Here is a 16,916-nt window from a genome sequence, read left to right on the forward strand (position 1 = left end):
CTTCGTTTCCCAAGAATTGCGGGCAGCAGAAGACCCAGAGTTTGAAACTTTCTATACCAAAAACATTTTGCTGAACGAGGGTATCCGCGCTTGGATGGCTCCTCAAGATCAGCCTCACAAACAATTTGTATTCCCTGAGGAAGTTCTACCTCGCGGTAACGCACTCTAAAATAAAAATCTCATTCTCGATTTTTCATTCGGCCTCCGCTCACAAGCGGGGGTATTTTTTTTTGGTCTAACTAAAATTCTGTGTTATATTGGGTGGAGGTTAACAACCCAGAGCCATATGCTCTGCCCTTTTGATACTAAGACCGCTTAGGCAACAAGGAGGTGATGCCCATGATCGAAAGTAGTATAACCATGGGTCATCAGGTTGCAGTTAGCCGGCTGTGCGCCGGGGCTGTTCTCTAAAAGTTAGCCTTAGTCACCTTGAGAGACTAAGTTAGCTCAAGTCACTAGGCTAAAGATCGGAGTTCCTTCCGGCAGTCTGGTTGCAATCTGAAGACCCACTAGACCGCTCTGATATTAGATCAACTGATCTAAATCAGAGCGGATAGTTTTTTATGGGTATTCTCAAATTTATCAATGGTTTTTGGCTCAATTGAATATAAAAATTACGTTACAGTTAGTTTGCACATTCATAGCAACTAAACCTGTTGATCATTCCTAGATAATTGTGTTTTAGGAATCAAAGGGTAAAGTATCAGCAAAAGATAATTTAGTGCAAGTTGTAGGCAAAATGTAAACAGGATTTGTTCATATGGCACAATTACTAACTGAGGTAGAAATTCAGTCACAGTCCAGCCGTTTGTCAGGTTGGACAGTTACAGGTTCTCAATTGCAGACTACCCGCAAATTTAAAGATTTCATTGCGGCGATGGAATTTGTAAACAAGCTGGTAGAACCTGCTGAATCTTCCGGACATCATCCAGACATAGGAATCTCCTATAACAAAGTCAATATCACCTTGACAACACATGATGCAGGTGGCTTGACACAAAAGGATTTTGATTTAGCTGAGGTAATTTCTCAAATCAGTTAAAAGTTTTTTGCTCACCAGATCTAATTATAGGTAATATCAATAATTGAGACTAACGGGGAACATATAATTTCTCGGATCGTCTCATTTTTTTAGATATTGGTGAGAGTTCATGAGGCTATGGGCTAATATCTTCTCATATACTTCAGGTGCATTATAATGGTAAGCTATAGAGTTTTGTATTTGCCTTAGTTAATCACATTAATTTAAGATTAATTTAAGTTTTGAATTAATAGGTTATTAGCTAGGTAAAAACTAAACTTTTGATAATAGCAACTGTATCTCATGAATACAAAAATTGTTTAATTCATGAGGTAAATGTAGCAACAATTATCTATACAAGGTGTGAGTTAAAAGCTAAAATGTCTAATATGATATTGCGGAAGTCCCTGGTGGTTGGTCCGGCAGTTTTGGGCGCAAGTTTATTAGTTTCAGGAACAGGAATCGCCGCCCCAATTACTACGACTGAATTCTCTACAATTCCACAACCAGCGGCTACTGAGTTTTCTCCCGTAACTCAGGACAGTGGTGTTATTAACCAAGTTAATAACTACAGCAATGAAGGTGGAGAAAATACAATTCTCTCCCAAGTAACATCGGTTTCCGATTTTCATGAAGTAAAACCGACAGATTGGGCATTTCAAGCGTTGCAGTCCTTAGTTGAGCGCTACGGTTGTATTACAGGTTACCCAGATGGGACTTATCGCGGTAACCGGGTTTTAACTCGTTACGAATTTGCGGCTGGTTTAAACGCCTGTTTGGATAGGGTTAACGAGTTGATCGCCACAGCCACCGTTGACATGGCGACCAGACAAGACTTAGCTGTCTTAGAGCGGTTGCAAGAGGAATTTTCCGCCGAGTTGGCAACTATACGCGGTCGTGTAGATTCCCTAGAATGGCGCACCAGTGAGTTGGAAGCTAATCAGTTTTCCACTACTACCAAGCTAACTGGTGAAGCAATTTTTGCTGTTACCGATGCCTTTGGTGATCGAGTTGGCGATAATAACAACGGTGTTTTTCAAAACAGAGTCCGTTTAGGCTTACATAGCAGCTTCACTGGTCGGGATGTTTTGACTACCAGTTTAGTATCTGGTAATTCTAATAACTTTGACCTAGGTAACGATGGACAACTCCCAGCGGGTGCGGATGGTTTACCGGCCATCGCCAAAAGCGGTGAAGGTATGCAAACATTTAACATTGGTAATACCGGTGCTAACAATGTTGAGATAGATAGACTCACCTATCAAGCTCCCCTCGGTCGCGGTCAAGTTTACCTTGCGGCTCATGGTGGTAAACATAGCCACTATGCACCTGTTAATAACCCTTACTTTGCTGATGGTACAGACGGAGGTAATGGTGCTTTAACTACTTTTGCTGCTCAAAGTCCTATTTATCGCATTGGTGGTGGTGCAGGTCTTGCTTATACCTTACCCTTTGGTGAAGGTGGCCTTAGCAATAGCTCCGTAACTGTAGGTTACTTGGGATCAGAACCTAATGATCCCAGTCTCGGTTCCGGTATCTTCCAGGGTAACTATGGCGCTTTGGGACAGTTTAACATCAACCTTGGCGATCGCGTGGCACTAGCAGCTACCTATGTACGTGGGTATCACGGAACAGGTTCGGCTATCTTCGATAGTGGGTCTAATGCCAAACTTGATCCTTTTGGTGCGAGTCCTTCGCCTCGACCCATTGTTGGTACTACTGTAGCAAACTATGGTGGTATTAACAACCAAACAGGCGATCGCAGCCCCTTTTCCACTCAGTCTTACGGTGCTTCCGCCGCCTTCAGACCCAGTGAAAAGTTATCCATCAGTGGTTTTGTGTCCTATACTGATGTCGAAGGCTCTGGTGATAACGACAACAGCGAAATTTGGAGTTATGGAGCTGGGATAGCCTTACCTGACTTCGGGAGAAGAGGTAACGTTTTGGGGATCTTCGCCGGTGCTCAACCCCACGCATTTGATAGAGTGCAAGGCTTAGACAAAATTCCATACCAAGTTGAGGGCTTCTACAAGCATCGCATTTCTGATCACATCTCAGTCACTCCCGGAGTGATTTGGATGACCAACTCTGGACAGAACGGTAACAACGAAGATGTATTTATCGGTACTGTCAGAACCACCTTCAATTTCTAGAAACTGGTAAATCTGCTCAAAATTTCCTCCTTAATTAATTGCGCCCCGCCATCACCCGGGGCTTTTTCTTGTCCCTGAAATTAAAGAGCAAACCCCAGTGGAGAACCGGAGTATACTAGAAAAAGTTAAGAGTCATTACTCTATTTAACTTTTTCTTGACCCCTTACTCATAATTACTGCTTGTGGAACTATCATGTAAATCTGAATACGCCATTCTCGCCCTCATCGAGATGGCAACTCATTATCAAAGCGGTGAACCGATGCAAATTCGCCAAATCGCCGCCCAACAGAGCATCCCCGACCGCTATTTGGAGCAGTTACTGGCGACTTTGAGACGGGGGGGTATAGTCAAGAGTCAACGTGGTTCCAAAGGTGGCTATTTTCTGACGCGGGAACCTTGGAAAATTACAGTTTTCGATGTTTTACAATGTTTGGAAGGGTTAGATATACGGACTTGTGAAGAAGACAGCAATCCTAAAAGTATAGATACTGCTGTGATTAAAGACATCTGGCAGGAAGCCTGTCAAGCGGCAAACTTAGTGTTACAAAACTACACAATTCAGGATCTTTGTGAAAAAAGGGATTCCCGTCGGCAATTGGATATTATGTACTACATTTAGTTTTCACAGATAAATAAATAGGAAAATTAGCAATAATTATGAAAATAGCCCGTAACATTACAGAATTAGTTGGTCGCACACCCCTAGTAGAGCTGAACCGTATCCCCCAAGCGGAGGGATGTGTCGCCCAAATATTGGTGAAACTCGAAAGTATGAACCCCTCATCCTCAGTCAAAGACCGCATTGGGGTGAGTATGATTAACGCGGCCGAAGCAGAAGGCTTGATTACTCCGGGAAAGACCTTATTGGTAGAACCCACATCAGGAAATACAGGTATTGCTCTAGCTATGGCCGCAGCAGCTAAGGGTTATCGGTTAATTTTAACTATGCCAGAAACCATGAGCGGAGAACGGCGGGCGATGTTGCGGGCTTATGGGGCAGAATTAGAACTAACACCGGGAATTGAGGGTATGAGTGGCGCAATTCGCCGCGCCCAGGAAATAGTTGATACTACCCCACATACTTATATGTTGCAGCAGTTCCGCAATCCCGCCAATGCCAAAATACATCGGGAAACTACAGCTGAGGAAATCTGGTCAGATACCGATGGGCAGGTAGATATGATTGTGGCTGGTGTGGGTACAGGTGGTACAATCACCGGTGTGGCGGAAATTCTCAAAGCCCGAAAACCCAGTTTTCAGGCCATCGCCGTGGAACCAACCAATAGCCCAGTATTATCAGGAGGAAGACCAGGCCCCCATAAAATCCAAGGAATTGGTGCTGGGTTTATCCCTCAAGTTCTCAAAGTACAACTGATTGACGAGGTAGTTACTGTTACTGATGACGATGCGATCGCCTATGGTCGCCGTTTAGCCAGAGAAGAAGGGCTACTGTCGGGTATATCTACCGGTGCAGCTTTATGTGCAGCCATTCGGGTAGCACAACGAAAAGAGAATCAAGGGCGCTTAATAGTCATGATTCAGCCTAGTTTTGGAGAAAGATATTTAAGTACACCTTTGTTCCAAGACTTGGAAGCTAAAGTAGCCACTAGCATCAGCTAAATGTTACATTAAATTCATGGTCGATTCCAAACAAGTTTATAACCATTACGAAACTCTCAAAGTAAATGCCAATGCTACCCAAGCGGAGATTAAGCAATCTTATCGCCGCTTGGTGAAGTTGTTTCATCCGGACATTAATCAGGAAACAGCAGATAAAGAGCAGATTATTCGCATCAATGCAGCCTATGAGGTCTTAAGAGACAGTCAAAATCGCCGTCAGTATGACCAACAACTGCAAGACAATTCGGAAAAATTAAATGGTCAGTATCAACAACGCCCGGGTCAACAACGTTACCAAACCACTAGACCAACGGGACGAGATGCTGATGAACAGGTTGAGGAATGGCTACGGTTGGTTTATCAACCAGTCAATGAACTGCTTGATCGGATTCTCTATTCTCTAGAAGATCAAGTTGAGGAACTAGCGGCGGATCCTTTTGATGATCAGTTATTAGAGGAATTTGCAGAATACTTAAACACCTGTCGAGAAGACCTGAAGCAAGCCCAAGTTGTTTTTCGTTCCCTACCAAATCCCCCCAGTTTAGCTAAAAGGGCGGCTTATTTATACCACAGTCTGGGTCAAGTAGCAGATGGTATAGAAGAGTTAGCCTATTTTCCCTTAAGCTATGATGAGCGTTATCTGCACACAGGACAAGAATTATTCCGTATAGCTGCTAGATTACACAAGGAGGTACAAGATTTGTGTTGAGTTCATACTCTTGACCAAAGGAGTGGGATACACAGCAACGTCCTTCTAGGACGGCTTTTGTCTGTCCTGCATAGCTCTTGGTGTTTAGCGTGCAGTACAGTATAATGTAAGATTGTCAGCATGGGGCATCCGCACGACTTGAAATGGGCGAGGAGCGACTGTAAGACTACTTCGGTAGCAAGTTGCAGTGAAACGTCAAGAATCACCGACATAGAAGGTCGGTGAGTATGTCACAAGGTGATTGGGCTTTACACAGTGCTCAAGTCGATCGCCTTGAGCGGCCTTCAATAGGTAAAATCTTCCAGTAAGACCTAAACTAGCCGTACAACCTCATAATAGGTCGATGCGGGTAGGACTGTTTGAACCGGTCAAAGCCACTTTGGGACACAACAGTATGGCTACGGCTCGCCAGCTATCGGAATCCACCTTTTTCAAAGCGTGCAGAGATCAACAGCCTCCCTTCTCCTGGGTACACTGTAAGTCATGAAATCATAAGCCATATGTGTATTAGGAAAAATTGCCCTGGCTTCATTGAGTAAATCTTTTAATTCAATGCTGTTACCGGGAGCATATCGGGGACTAAAATGAGTCATAATCAACCGGTGCGCCCCACCCATTAAAGCTGTCTGCGCCGCCATGGTGCTGGTAGAATGCAATCGCTCAAAAGCTAAATCTGCATCTTGATGGGCAAAGGTAGCCTCATGAATCAACACATCTGCATCTTGTGCTAATTCTACCGCACCATCAGCATAAATTGTATCTGTACAATAAGCTATTTTGCGCCCGATTTCTGTAGGTCCACATAATTCTGTACCCTTAATTACTCTTCCGTCGCTGAGTGTGACTATTTCACCGCGCTTGAGTTGACCGTAAACCGGACCTGGGGGAATTTGTAAGGCTTTGGCTTTGTCTATATCAAAGGTTCCTGGGCGGTCTTTTTCCGAAACCCGGTAACCAAATGCTGTAATGCGGTGATGTAAAGGGCTACACCTGACGGTAAAATCATTATCTTCATAAATAATTCCCGGACGCACAACATGAACCTTGATAGGATAAGAAAAATGTGTATGTGAGTAACGCGTAGCAGTTTGGATATATTCATTTAATCCCGGTGGTCCGTAGATATCAACTCGTTGCACATTCCCACCTAACCCGCAACTAGCCAAAAGTCCCATTAAGCCAAAAATATGATCACCGTGCAGATGGGTGATAAAAATTCGGGATATTTGACTCATTTTCAGGTCACTCCGCAAAATTTGATGCTGAGTCCCTTCGCCACAGTCGAACAACCATAGTTCTGCCCTTTGGGGTAATCTTAGCGCTATGCTCGAAACATTGCGCGATCGCGTAGGTACACCAGAACTCGTCCCTAAAAAAGTAATCTGCACTGTGTTTTTTAGCCTTCCTTTGACTAAACTGTTTACTTTCTATCTTGGCACGGTTTTTGAGAAAAACACTTAGCTGCGTATATGATGATATCCAATTCATTCCCTAGCCATTGGTATTAACAGCGTTGCACTCAAACCCGTTCCCTGTGCGACTGCAGCGCCCAGTGACCAAATTCCTCCCCTTCAAGAACTGAATTACCAAGATGGTAAACCCAGTTTAACCCAGTTTCGGGTAATCGCAAGATCAGGGAACCACACACCCATTGAATTTATACCGCTTACATCCTTTGGGGAGAAAGAGCGTCAGGGGAAGTGTCAACACCTTTAAAGTAGAAGTCACCCAACACAAAAAGTCATTAAACTAGTAGGTCACGCCAGATGTACTAGTCAGAGGAAGATGGGATGACAGATTTAGAATTTAAAAGTTCTTCTGAATTCTCTCTCGGTATGGAAATTGAGTTACAATTGCTCAATCCCCAAACCCTGCAATTGGTAGATGGGATTTTACCTTTGTTGGCACACATCCCCAAAAATTCTTGCATCCAGCCAGAGTTTCAGCAAGCCTCTGTTGAAATTAGTTCCAGAGTGTGCCTCAATATCCATGAGTTAGAAACTGATATTTTGGCTATTCTTTCTCACCTTAAGCTGCAATGCCAGAATCTGGGGATGAATATCTGTACTTCTGGTACTCATCCATTTTGCGATCGCTTTACCAATGTTACACCCACTCCCAGGTATCTCGCCCAACAAGCCGCATCGGGCTATCTCGCAGATATGATGATGACCTTTGCTCTCCAAGTTCATGTGGGAATGCCATCCGGTGATGTAGCTGTAGATATCATGGGTAAGCTCCAACCTTATCTCCCCATTTTACTGGCCTTGTCTGCTAGTTCACCTTTTTGGTGGGGTCGTGATACTGGCTTTGCTTCTTATCGTCACCGCTTCCTATCATCATCGAGAACCTATGGTACTCCTGGGTTGTTTCCCACCTGGAAAGATTTTTGTCAATTCTTTATTAGCTCCCAAAACGCCGGAATGTTTCAGATTATCCGGGACATTCACTGGGATTTACGACCTCAGCCAGACTTGGGAACTTTAGAAATCAGAGTCATGGATGCTCAACCAACGGTAAAAGAGTCCATCATCCTAGCGTCCCTTATCCACTCCCTCATATTATACCTCTACCACTACCCCCAAGGCAAACACACAGGATTTTTGTTGTCCCCCCTACCTTGGTTAATGGAAAAAGAAAATTTTTTCCGAGCGTCTCGCTGGGGTTTAGATGCAAATTACATCGAAAATGAGCAAGGTGGCACTAGACCCATAGGCGATATAATTCGGGATATATTAGATGCGATCGCCCCCTCTGCTGACAATTTGGGAGAAAGTTCATACTTGCAACTACTGGCGCAAAGATTAGAAACCGGCGCTAGTTATACCCGTCAGCGACGAGTCTTTGAAAATACAGGTTCTTTAAAAGCTGTAGTTGCTTCTTTGGTGCAAGAACTAGAAGAGGAATTAACAACCTCATCCACAGATGTATACCCATAGAGGCTTATATGTAGGTACACAGATGAAATGCGCTGTAACTCAGCCGTGAGTTTTAAGTTACAATATTCCGGTACAATATCACAGTTTACCCGTGGGTGTAAAACCAAGACAATGAATATTCAACAGCCAGACTACAATCCCAGTGGAGTAGGTGAAATCAATGGTAATATCTTTGGATTGCCATCGGACTATGAGTCTGCTAACTTGATGATCATTGCTGTACCCTGGGAGGTAACTGTATCCTATGGTGCAGGTACGGCAAAAGGGCCACAACAGATTCTTGATGCTTCTGTACAAGTAGATTTATTCGATTTAGATCGTCCTCATGGGTGGAAACAAGGAATTTTCATGATGGAAATTTCTCCGGATATTTTCCAAAAAAATGAATATTATCGTACCTTGGCAGCTAAAATTATTGAACGACTAGCACAAGGTCAACCACTGACAAATACACCCGATTTAACTCCCGTACTCACGGAAATTAATCAAGCAGGAAAACAACTCAATCAATGGTTATTCACCCAGTGTCAAACAGCAATGAACCAGGGTAAGCGGGTTGCAGTTATTGGTGGTGATCATAGTGTACCTTTAGGTTACTTCCAAGCATTAGCTACCAAGTACCCCAAATACGGCATTTTACATATTGATGCTCACGCAGATTTACGCGATGCTTATGAGGGGTTTGAATTTTCCCATGCTTCTATCATGTTTAACGCCCTGAAAATACCGCAGATATCTAAATTAGTGCAGGTAGGGTTACGTGACATTTGCCATGAGGAAGTGAACATAATTGACCAATCTCATGAGCGGATTATCCCTTATTACGACCCTATTCTTAAACAAAGACTTTACGCCGGTAACACTTGGCTTGATTTATGTCGAGAAATCATCAGTCATTTACCAGAACAAGTTTATATTAGCTTTGATGTGGACGGACTTGACCCCAAACTTTGCCCAAATACAGGTACACCCGTTCCCGGAGGATTAGAATTAGAGCAAACCTTTTGTTTATTCCGAGAATTAGTCAAAAGCGGTAGACAAATTATTGGTTTTGATGTCTGCGAAGTTGGTAATGCGCAGTGGGATGGTAACGTGGGGGCGCGAATTGTTTACAAACTGGCTAATTTAATAAACTAGAGAGCGCATTTCAATGTCGGGTTAGCCTCTCCCAATCTTAGAGGTTGTTTGAGAAGTTTTCAGCCGTAATTTTTATCTTAGGGAAAAGGGAAAAGGGAACACCGAACAGGGAACACCGAACAGGGAACAGGGAACACACCCAACACACAAAAAACAATCAAATCCAGTCCCCTCCCCTTATAAGGGGAGGGTTAGGTTGGGGTGAAACAAGATTTGATAGACTAATCATTAGTTTCCAAACATCTTTTTAGAGGATGTTTGATAAGTTTTCAGTCGAGATTTGCCATAAAATTTGCTATAAACAATATAACAATAAAAATGGCTAACCCAGATAATATATTTGCCCAAAAAACAGTCCAAAAAATCTTACCTGCTAATTCTGCTTTTAACGCCATTAACTCGTTGCAAATAATCCTTAAATCATTATTGTTAAAATTGTAAGGTGGGGGCGGGGGCGGTGTCGTATTTTTCATAGCCAACTCACAAGAAAAGTTTATATTATACAGTATACATGGAGTAATGTTTAAAAAAAATGTATATTATCGTACTTTTGCAGCTAAAATCATTAAAAGACTAGCATAAGGTCAACCATTGACAAATACACCCGATTTAACTCCCGTACTCACAGAAATTAATCAAGCGGGGAAACAACTCAATCAATGGTTATTCACCCAGTGTCAAACAGCAATGAACCAGGGTAAGCGTGTTGCAGTTATTGGTGGTGATCATAGTGTACCTTTAGGTTACTTCCCAGCATTAGCCAATAAGTATCCCAAGTAAGGCGTTTTACATATTGATGATCACGTAGATTTACGCGATGCTTATCCACTTGGTGACTTAAAGACTTCTTAACGACTTAATAATAACTGCTTAATTTTTAACTTGCATAATATACCGGTTGACAGTTGACGGGCAAAACATAGCCCGCACAGATCATTGATCAGTTGCAAGACCCCATTACTGCAAGTTTAAATTCTGCTCAACCCACTATGTCTAACCTCATTTTTAACAACATCACCCCTCCCCTAGAAGGGATTAATGGCGTTCTCAACCTTGATTCACTAGGAGCGAACGCTGAGATATCTGCCTACAACCCTGTAAGCGGTATCCTCTACACAGTCGGTGGTGGATCAGGAGCGATTGTGGTAAGTGATCTGACTGACCCCTCTAACCCCAGAGCAGTGGCTGTGGCTACCCCGTCAGACAACAGTAATACCCTACAAAGCGTGGCAGTGTTTGGCCGGCTGCTAGCCGTGGCGGTGCAAAATCCGGTGAAGACGGAACCGGGCTTTGTCCAGTTCTACGACCTCACTAATCCAGTGCTACCTGTGTTCCTCACTGATGTAACAGTGGGTGCATTGCCAGATATGGTGAAATTTAACAACGACGGTACAAAGCTACTGGTGACTAATGAAGGGGAGCCTGACAATCAATACGCAATTGACCCCGTAGGTTCCATCTCAGTTATCGATACCAGCGCTTATCTTTCTTCCACACCCCAAGCACCTACCCAAGCCAATGTTCAAACCATCGACTTTAGCCCATGGGAAGGTCGCAAGGAAGAATTAATTAACCGTGGTATTCGCATTGGTGGTCGCCCCGATGTTACCACCACCCTAGCTCAAGACATGGAACCAGAGGCGATCGCCATCACTACGGATGGTAACACAGCTTACATCTCCTTACAAGAGAATAACGCGATCGCAGTACTAGACCTGAGTACAGACACCCCACAAATCACCAATATCTTCTCCGCAGGTATTCAGGATTGGGAACGAGGTCGCCCCAGTGCAGATAATTTTAACTACTCCCTGAGTTACGCCATGGGAGATAATAACCTTCCTGAAGGAGTTCTGGCGGGTGGACTCTCTGGACTCTGGTTTGACCGGGTAGAAACCATTAATGAACAACCACTTGACGTTTATTATTCCATCACTGATCGCGGTCCCAATGGTGACCTTGTGGATGGTAAGCGGCAATTCTTAGACCCCGATTTCCAACCCACCATTTACAAATTGGGGATGAATCGGGGAACAGGAGAAATTACAGAATTAGACAAGATTGGTTTAAATCGACAAGATGGGGCACCCCTGACTGGACTACCTCAGCTGGCTGTCAAGGATGATATCCCCATCGATAGCAATAACCAAGACCTCCCCTATGACCCCTTCGGTATTGACTCAGAAACCGTGGGAGTCTTCACCGTTACCATTGAGGGAGTAGAACGTAAAGTATTCGCAGTGGGCGATGAGTACCGTGGACAGATTGCTCTATTTGACTTTACCACCGGTAACTTAATTCAGCGCTATATTCCAGCCGGACAAAAGGCGCTGCTCCAACAGCAACACGGTGTAGTAATCGGTGCGGAAACCATTGATACTCTACCAGCTATCTACGGTAATCGCTGGCCAAACCGGGGAATTGAAGCCATGTCCTTCAACTCCAACAACGGACTCCTCTATGCCTTCATGCAGAGTCCCCTTGACAATATTAATCAAGAGGGTAGACCTTCCCGCAGCCGCTCAGAACTCATCCGCATCCTAGCTATTGATCCAGCAACAGGGATTCCTCAAACAGAGCATTTCTATCTCCTCAGTGGCCGCACCAACCAGGACAAACTCGGTGATGCCGTATTCGATCCCGTCAAAAATGTATTCTACGTCATTGAGCGGGACAGTAATCGCAATCTCAACGGACTTAAACACATCTATGAGGTAGATCTGCGTGGTGCCACTAATACCTTAGAAATCACCTTAACAGATGGTTGGACTAACCTCATAGGTGTAGCCCAGCCCGAACTCCTAGATAATCGCCGCACCTTAGTAGATGGTGTTTACAGCATATCCACTGCGGACACTCTGGCTGGTGCTGGTATTCGTCTAGCACATAAAGTAGAACTTTTTAACCTGCCCTCCATTGGCGGTACATTAGCCTACGATAAACCAGAAGGTCTGGCTTTGCGGGATGACGGGGCTTTAGTAATTAACTATGACAATGACTTTGGTACTGAGGGTGCTAGTGGTAACAGCTTCACAGTTGTTACCTTTAACTCCATGGGGTTGGATAGTTCTGATCGCGATGGACCAAACGACACAAACATCTACAGGCCTCTCCCCGGATTAAAAGTTTACGGATTGACCATGCCCGATGGACTGGCTACGTATACCGACTCACAGGGACGCACTTTCATCCTCGCAGCAGGAGAGGGTGACTCCCGGGAATATCCCCCAGATGAAGGTAATATTTTTTATGACCTTACCAGGGCTAATAGTAGTACTCCTATCAATAATAATTCCTTCCGTAACCATCCTGGTGTAGAACTCCTAAACCTCTCATATGATCCAGACCCCGGTGTCCGTACCCGACTAAATCTACTCAACAATTATGGTGATATTACAGGTGATGGATTAATCGACCAGGCTTACACTATCGGCTCGCGCTCTTTACGCATATTCGATGACAAGGGTAATGTTGTATTTGACAGCGGTAATGCCCTCGAAGAACTAGCCAACAGTCTGGGACTCATGGCTTCTAATCGTGATGATGACAAGGGCACTGAGCCAGAGATGGTGGAAGTAGTGACTGTTAATGGACGCACCCATGCCTTAGTAGCCCTTGAACGCACCACTACCAGCGTAGCGGCTGTTTTTGATATCACTGATCCATACAACGTGGTAGCAGTTGATCCCATCATTTTCCCCGATGCCAATCGCATTGAGGGAATAGCTTTTCTAACCACACCCACAGGTAAACTCCAGGGAGTGATTGCTTCTAGTGAAGGTAACGATGTAGTATCTGTGATCACAGATATTGACCTAATCAAAGAGGCAGTAACTGTGATTAGTGGTTCCCCTAGTGCAGATGACCTGACATTAACCAGCGACCAATCAGGTATTACCGTCTTTACCGGGGATGGAGATGACCAGGTAGATGGGAGTCAAGCTGTTAGTAATGCAATATATAGCGGTAAGGGGAACGATACTATCTTGGTGGGTAGTGACAGCAATGTCAGCAGTGGAGATGGTGACGACACCTTAATGATTGGTGCTCAAAGTCCAGCCAGTACCAGCGTTTTAGATGGCGGTCGGGGTGAAGATACCTTGATAGTTGTCGAAGCCGACGGCCCTAACATCCTCCTCGGTGGTGCTGACCATGACACCCTACAGGTAGCAGAAGGCCGGGGACAAATGCTGTTTGGTGGTGACAGTCGGGACGTGCTGCGCTCTAGTCCAGATGGTCATAATCGCCTCTATGGTGGCTCCGGTGATGACCAATTGTATTCTACTGTGGGCGATCGCCTGTTTGGTGGCGATGGTAATGACAGCCTCTACGCCGGACAGGGTGGTAACAACTTACTCTGGGGCGGTCAAGGTGCAGATAACTTCTGGTTAGTAGTTGGCGGTTCCCTACCCGATTTACCCAATGTCCTCAAAGACTTTGAATTAGGTATAGACCGCATCGGTATGGGTGGTATTACCGCCAACCAAGTTAGTTTATTAAGTCAAAATGGTAACACCATCATTCAGGTAGGTAGTACAGATGTCGCCCTCATCGAAGGGGTCAATATAGCCCAATTCAATCTCAACGATTCCAGTCAGTTTGTCTTTGCTTAAACCAGATACTGGACTTCTCACCACATTTCCCCATGTCACCACAAGTCTCGTAGAAGTCCGGTATCTCCCCGTAGCTAAAAGTGAAAACACTACCCAAGGAGGTTTTACACCATGTCTGAATTTAGAATTAACCCCTATTTGCAAAATCCATCATCTGAAGGGATTTACATCACCTGGTTTACCCAACAAGATATACCAGGGAGATTAACCATAACCGGACTGGGTTTAAATAACCCCCTGGATTTGGTTAGTACCCCCGTCTTTCAACCCCTCTTGGCTTATACTACAGCTGAGAAAAATCAAAATATCTCTGGACTAGAGCCGGGTTCTTGGTTAATCAGTGACAACAACTATAAGCACAGTATAGACATACAAAGTTTATTACCAGGTCAGACCTATAACTACACAGTTACCCAGGGGAGTGAAACTTTTACCTCTACCTTTAAAACCGCCCCTAGTAATACAGATTGGTCTAGCGTTCGCTTTATAGCCATGTCTGACAGCGAAACCGAACCCCAGGGAAGGGTTACTAATCGGGAATGGCAACCCGGTGCTTTAGCAACTAATTCTATAGAACGCCCCGCACTTAGTAATAGTCAGTGGGCTGACACCTTTGGCACATCTGGCTCTGGGGCTTCTCAAACCTTACGTTATGCCCTCACAGAAACAGAAGGCTACCAGCAAAACTTAGCCGTAGTTAACAGTCGTCACCCTGACTTTTTGGTCATGCCCGGAGACCTAGTACAGGGAGGCGGCTATCAACCCGCGTGGGATGAATTTTTTAGACACAACGCCGGGGAATATGATAGCGGTTTATCTCAGTACCCTATATTACCAGCTTTAGGTAACTGGGAGAACTTTGGCGCTCTCAATGGCGGCTATGGTACAGATGCCGATGGTCGATTTGGTCCCAAGTTTGGGCGGGATAAGTATGATGTTTACTTTGATTCCCCTGACAACGGCACTCCTGAGCATCGGAGTAATTATTATCGCATTGACTACGGTCCAGTAACTATCCTCACCTTAGATAGTTCTAATGGGGAGCCGGATGACCGCCGATCTAACTATGGTGGACAAGGACAACCCCCCAAAATCAGCGGTAGGGAATATACAGGGACGGGAACGGACACTCAGGAAAACTACACCCGTGAGCAGTATGAAGCTGCTGGGGGAACTGATTTAGCTGATTTCAATCCTGGTAGCACTCAGTGGAACTGGGTCATGGAACAACTTGATGATGCTCGCAGCCACGGACAGATTATTTTTGCGCAGTTTCATCATGTACCTTACAGCAGTGGGGAACATGGTCAACCGATGAATCATGTCCTGTCCACTGGACAAGCAGGAACACCCATGCGCCAGTACCATAGTATGTTTGAGCAATATGGGGTAGCTGCCGTCTTGTCTGGTCATAGTGAGATGTTCGAGCGCAGCTTTGTTGATGAGGATGGCGATGGGATTGGCGTAAGCTATTACGATGTTGGGGTAGCTGGTGATGGCTTGAGGGGACAAAAACGGGATGGCTCCGGTTTAGATAAACCTCTACTTAATTATAACGAGTTTAGCCAGTGGACAGCTGACCAAAGAGAAGGGGAATTATGGCAACAGATTGACGGAGTACCACAACTTATTGATGGTGGTAAGCACTACGGTCACCTGGAAGTAAACCTAGAGCGCCTTAATCCTGCTGGGGGAGCCAGTGCTAAAGTCCTCATGACTCCAGTCTATGTTTTCCCTATCCTAGATGCTGAGTACAACTTAATCAACACAGAACGCCGGGTTTATGGTGATGAGATTTTGTTCTTAGCAGATACACAAGGTAGGATAGCCACCGCCCCCTTAGACCCCAATCCTTTAATTTTTGGTACTGCGGAATCTGACGACATTGTTTTAAACCGTAATCAACCCCTGAAAACAGTATTTTCCGGTCATGGTGATGACGTAGTTGATGCCAGCCAAGTTTCCTATATAGAAGTTTTAGGCGGGAACGGTAATGACACCATCATGGTAGCCAGTGTATCTTTAGCTAACGGTGGAGATGGGAATGACACCTTAATGATTGGTACTCAAGGTCCAGCCAGTACCAGCGTTTTAGATGGCGGTCGCGGTCAAGATACCTTGAGGGTTGTGGAAGCCAGTGACGCTAACATCCTCCTAGGTGGTGCTGACAACGACACCTTACAGGTAGCCGAAGGACGGGGACAAATGCTGTTTGGTGGTTCCAGTCCGGATGTGCTGCGCTCTAGTCCCGATGGTCATAATCGCCTCTATGGTGGTTCCGGTGATGACCAATTGTATTCTACCGTAGGCGATCGCCTGTTCGGTGGCGATGGTAATGACAGTCTCTACGCCGGACTGGGTGGTAATAATTTACTCTGGGGCGGCGCTGGTGCTGATAACTTCTGGTTAGTAGTTGGCGGTTCCCTACCCGATGCACCCAATGTCGTCAAAGATTTTCAACTAGGTATAGACCGCATCGGTATGGGTGGTATTACCGTCAACCAAGTCAGTCTATCCAGTCAAAATAGTAACACCCTCATTCAAATTGGTGGTACAGATATCGCCCTCATCGAAGGGGTCAATATAGCCCAATTCAATCTCAACGATTCCAGTCAGTTTGTCTTTTCTTAAATCAGAACCCGGACTTCTGACCACATTTTTTCATGTGACCACAAATCCTATAGAAGTCCGGGGTCTCCCCTTAGCCCCTATCAGTCAGTTGT

Annotated in this window: 10 protein-coding genes and 2 pseudogenes; 11 read left to right on the top strand and 1 reads right to left on the bottom strand. The window is 44.9% G+C overall.

Annotated features, from left to right (window positions below):
• The 6 genes and pseudogenes from NWP22_RS15620 to NWP22_RS15645 form a co-directional block, all read left to right on the top strand.
• Positions 1–169 (top strand): annotated as a pseudogene (locus NWP22_RS15620) (photosystem II D2 protein (photosystem q(a) protein)); the annotation flags it as partial.
• Positions 170–760: 591 nt separating this feature from the next.
• Positions 761–1,042 carry a 4a-hydroxytetrahydrobiopterin dehydratase gene (locus NWP22_RS15625; protein WP_271733575.1) on the top strand — a complete coding sequence of 94 codons (282 nt, stop codon included), beginning with the start codon at positions 761–763 and terminating at the stop codon, positions 1,040–1,042.
• Between the two features lie 359 nt (positions 1,043–1,401).
• On the top strand, positions 1,402–3,174 hold the full coding sequence (locus NWP22_RS15630) for an iron uptake porin (protein ID WP_271733574.1): 1,773 nt from the start codon (positions 1,402–1,404) through the stop codon (positions 3,172–3,174).
• Between the two features lie 182 nt (positions 3,175–3,356).
• On the top strand, positions 3,357–3,794 hold the full coding sequence (locus tag NWP22_RS15635; RefSeq protein ID WP_271733573.1) for an RrF2 family transcriptional regulator: 438 nt from the start codon (positions 3,357–3,359) through the stop codon (positions 3,792–3,794).
• A 38-nt stretch (positions 3,795–3,832) separates the two neighbouring features.
• On the top strand, positions 3,833–4,795 hold the full coding sequence (gene cysK, locus NWP22_RS15640) for a cysteine synthase A (RefSeq protein ID WP_271733572.1): 963 nt from the start codon (positions 3,833–3,835) through the stop codon (positions 4,793–4,795).
• Positions 4,796–4,811: 16 nt separating this feature from the next.
• Complete coding sequence (locus NWP22_RS15645) at positions 4,812–5,504, top strand: J domain-containing protein (protein ID WP_271733571.1); 693 nt, start codon at positions 4,812–4,814, stop codon at positions 5,502–5,504.
• Positions 5,505–5,935: 431 nt separating this feature from the next.
• Here NWP22_RS15645 and NWP22_RS15650 read toward each other — a convergent pair whose 3' ends face one another.
• Positions 5,936–6,892 (bottom strand): ribonuclease Z, encoded by a 957-nt coding sequence (locus tag NWP22_RS15650; RefSeq protein ID WP_271733570.1) that lies wholly within the window; start codon positions 6,890–6,892, stop codon positions 5,936–5,938.
• A gap of 402 nt (positions 6,893–7,294) precedes the next feature.
• Here NWP22_RS15650 and NWP22_RS15655 point away from each other — a divergent pair, with 402 nt between their 5' ends.
• The 5 genes and pseudogenes from NWP22_RS15655 to NWP22_RS15675 all read left to right on the top strand — a co-directional run bounded on the left by NWP22_RS15655 (position 7,295) and on the right by NWP22_RS15675 (position 16,824).
• Positions 7,295–8,443, top strand: a complete 1,149-nt coding sequence (locus NWP22_RS15655) for a carboxylate-amine ligase (RefSeq protein WP_271733568.1) — start codon at positions 7,295–7,297, stop codon at positions 8,441–8,443.
• Positions 8,444–8,554: 111 nt separating this feature from the next.
• A complete protein-coding gene (locus NWP22_RS15660; RefSeq protein ID WP_271733580.1) occupies positions 8,555–9,580 on the top strand; it encodes an agmatinase family protein in 1,026 nt (341 codons plus the stop codon).
• Between the two features lie 519 nt (positions 9,581–10,099).
• Positions 10,100–10,357 (top strand): annotated as a pseudogene (locus NWP22_RS15665) (arginase family protein); the annotation flags it as partial.
• Between the two features lie 212 nt (positions 10,358–10,569).
• On the top strand, positions 10,570–14,193 hold the full coding sequence (locus tag NWP22_RS15670) for a choice-of-anchor I domain-containing protein (protein ID WP_271733567.1): 3,624 nt from the start codon (positions 10,570–10,572) through the stop codon (positions 14,191–14,193).
• 111 nt (positions 14,194–14,304) lie between these two features.
• A complete protein-coding gene (locus tag NWP22_RS15675) occupies positions 14,305–16,824 on the top strand; it encodes a metallophosphoesterase (RefSeq protein ID WP_271733566.1) in 2,520 nt (839 codons plus the stop codon).
• Positions 16,825–16,916 lie beyond the last annotated feature (92 nt).

This window comes from Anabaenopsis tanganyikae CS-531 (genome assembly GCF_029891675.1).
Taxonomy (GTDB): Bacteria; Cyanobacteriota; Cyanobacteriia; order Cyanobacteriales; family Nostocaceae; genus Anabaenopsis; species Anabaenopsis arnoldii.